Annotated in this window: 5 protein-coding genes; all 5 read left to right on the top strand. The window is 56.6% G+C overall.

Features of this window, described 5'->3' with window-relative positions:
• The coding region (locus A2I95_RS29125; RefSeq protein WP_291735505.1) for a hypothetical protein at positions 1-1,271 on the top strand (1,271 nt) is incomplete at its 5' end.
• Positions 1,272-1,360: 89 nt separating this feature from the next.
• Positions 1,361-1,882 (top strand): hypothetical protein, encoded by a 522-nt coding sequence (locus A2I95_RS29120; RefSeq protein WP_291735503.1) that lies wholly within the window; start codon positions 1,361-1,363, stop codon positions 1,880-1,882.
• Positions 1,883-2,098: 216 nt separating this feature from the next.
• Complete coding sequence (locus A2I95_RS29115) at positions 2,099-2,476, top strand: hypothetical protein (protein ID WP_291735502.1); 378 nt, start codon at positions 2,099-2,101, stop codon at positions 2,474-2,476.
• A gap of 11 nt (positions 2,477-2,487) precedes the next feature.
• Positions 2,488-2,856 (top strand): hypothetical protein, encoded by a 369-nt coding sequence (locus A2I95_RS29110; protein WP_291735500.1) that lies wholly within the window; start codon positions 2,488-2,490, stop codon positions 2,854-2,856.
• On the top strand, positions 2,843-3,062 hold a 220-nt coding region (locus tag A2I95_RS29105; RefSeq protein WP_291735498.1), incomplete at its 3' end, for a hypothetical protein. The genes A2I95_RS29110 and A2I95_RS29105, both read left to right, overlap by 14 nt.

The raw sequence follows: 3,062 nt of genomic DNA, 5'->3' as shown, positions 1-3,062 counted from the left end.
ATTTCCTCGCGTTCATCGAAGGCAGGCAGATTGCTTCTATATGGGAACTTTCGGTTTCGGACTGCCTGTCATTCGATGCCGGGTATCGGTCCGCCAACCGCCTGCGCGCCTTGAAAAAGGCGATGCAGGCGGTTTTCCCGGCCCAGCCCGCCATCCTCGTTCTGACTGACGCCATCCGCCGGAAAGAGGCGCAGACCCGGAAGCCGGCGGCCACGGCGCCGAGGCGGCGCACGCTCAGGGTGTCGATTCGGGAGGAGGAACTGCCAGAACACTGGAGAAATGCGCTGGCAGACATGGCGGCGGGCTTTGATGGGGACGGTGTCATCGCACCGTCTCCCAAAATGATCCCGACATACAGAATGAAGCTGAGGCAGCTGGCGTGTTCGGCCAGAAAGGCCGGGGTGCCGGAGGAAATCTCGGTTGAGGCAGTGAAGGCCTTCACCCGCGACATGCGTGGACGCGGGCTGGCCGCCGCGACACAGCTGGCCTCTTTCTCTGCATTGAAGAAATGTGCCCGCTATGTCGGCGCCGACCAGGAGGCGCAGGAGCTATTGTCGCAGCTCCTGCGAAAGGCTGAGGATCAGGCCCGCAAGGCTCCAAAGAAGAAGTATGAAAAGCTGCAGAAAACCGGATATTCGCCGGTAGCGATCATCGGCCGCGCGGAGGACTTTCTGAAGGAGGCGGAAAGTCTGACATGCCCACGCTCGCGCCAGGCGTTGAGAAACACCGCTGCTTCTTTGGCGCTGTTTTCAGTGCTTCCGGTCCGCTTGGCGGATACACGGCTTAAATTCGGGGAGCACCTGTCGTGGCGGCAAGGGCGATATGAGCTGCACATCACCCTGTCCAAGGATAATGAGACTTATGACGCGGAAATTGATCCCCGGCTGAATGTATTCATTGATGCACTGATCCTCAGGGGGTGTGACGAGGCCTGGCTCGACCAGATGCGCAACGGCTGCCTGAAGTCCAATCGGCCGCTCTTCGTTCGAAACGACGGGGTAGGTGTGGGCTACAACTACATCTCTGATTGCTGGCGCAATGTTTTCGGAACCGGCGAGCATATTGCCCGCACCATCCTGCATACCTTTCTGGGTATTGAGTTGGGGGCTGCCGGAACGGACATGGCCTTGGCGGCAAACGGCCAGAAATCACCACGGACAGCCGCGGATTACCAAGACCAGATGGTTGCAAAAGCACAGCGCCTGCAAGGACAGAAAGCCTTTGAGGACATGGTCGGCGGCGTGAACTTGAAGCTCTTTGAATTCAGCTGAAGCAGGGCTTGGAGGCGAGCTTTTCAGCGCATCCCTCGAGGTGAGAATGCGCTGAAAAGCGTCCTCCAACCCTGAGAAAAGGAAGAACCATGGAACCGATTTTCAAAGATTTTGAAGCTTCAAGTCTGGCGCCTAAAAGCTGGCCCGTCGAGGTCGGTATCGCTTGGGTGGACAACGGTCGAGTTGCTGTCGAGGCCAAGCTCATCCGTCCGAAGCCGTCTTGGTCCATGGATGACTGGCATCCGGCAAGCGAAAAGGTGCACGGCATCCCCAGGAGCGCCCTGAATGAGGCGGAAACGGCGGGAAGCGTAGCGATGTGGCTTCGGGGCAAGCTCCAAGGAAAACGCGTTGTCAGCGATGCGCCGGAATTCGATCAGCGTTGGCTCGACCGTCTGATGCAATCCATCGGTGGAGCACCTGATATCAAGCTCGACGACTTTGATCGTGCGGTCTGGTGGGCCTTTTCGGAAATGGACGGTCAGATTGCTCCAGGACGTCTGCTCGACGTGTACAGCCATCTGGCGAATGAAACGACGGTTCATCGCGCAGGTGAAGATGCCGCCAAACTGGCCCGGGCATGGCTGGCAGGGATCAGGGAAAGCAAGCAATGAGGCTTGCATGGTGATAATGCCGAAGGAGAATTTGATTATCTGGCCGAACCCACAATCACGAAGAGGTCGAAGACCTTTGTTTTCCGCGCAGTCCTCAGGTTGAGACAGCGCAGAAAACAAAGTCATTCGAAAACAGAAAAGGAACAACACAGCAACGCTCCGCCCCCTTCTTGAGCTGTCCTTAGTGGCAGCAAACCACCAACAAGGAGTTGCGCTATGCACACATCCCCTTCACCTGCCGTTCAGGCCCTCTTTCTCTTTCTTTCCGAGAATAATGAGGGCCTGCAGAATGCTGCCCTCGTTTTGGGCGGCGGAAAGGCCCTGAAACGCGTTCAGTATCTGTTGGATCATCTGGGATTGACCCGGCAGCTGACCCGTCGTGCCCGTCTCGATCTCGTCGCCCTGCACGAGCTGTTCACCCTGAAATACGTTGGTGACCCGCTGCGCCTCGAAACCGCGCTCTTCGCAGAAATCGATCCCATGGATCCGATGGTTGAGGAGATCTGTCTTTTGACAGACCGCCTGGAAGATCACATGCGCGCAATTGATGCTGCGTCTGATCTGCCAGTCTTCGATTTCGACATCGCTGCATGAGGGAGGTTCAGATGCAATACGAAACAGGTTACGAGCCGGAATCTCCTCAGGAGCGGGCTGCTCTTCGAGCCATCCGGTATGCGAGACACTTCGTAACGGAATGGCGCGAAGCCTCAGTTGAGATCCCGGAGTTAAAGCTCCGCCAGATCGCGCCGACGCTCGAACGCCTCGAGGACGGTGTCCTTTTCGATTTTCAGGACGTGTCTGTTCTGGAAATTCTCGAAAAGGCCATTGTCCGGCACGTGAATGACATTCGGGAAGGGTATGGCACCCGGGCCATTCGATTGGATGTCAGCGGCGATGATATTCTTTGCCCGACGCTTCGAGAGGGCCGTTACCTTATCGAGCAATGGAAATGCTTCAAGCATGCGCGCCAATGAAACTCGCAAGCGTTATCAGAGCAGCCTCCGCCAAATTCTTCGCGTTATCGTTGATATCTGTGAGGATGCGGACCGTGAAATCGAAGAGTTAATGGCCGCAGAGATCACGGTGGCAACCGTTTCAGAATTTGTCGCTCGCAGGCGTGCAGAAAAAGTGACCGTTTCCACTATCAACCGGGATTTGACTGCGTTCACCAGTCTTATGA

Source organism: Leisingera sp. F5, assembly GCF_001593695.1.
The sequence above is the reverse complement of the archived record's forward strand: the minus strand, read 5'-3'. Positions and strand labels throughout refer to the sequence as shown.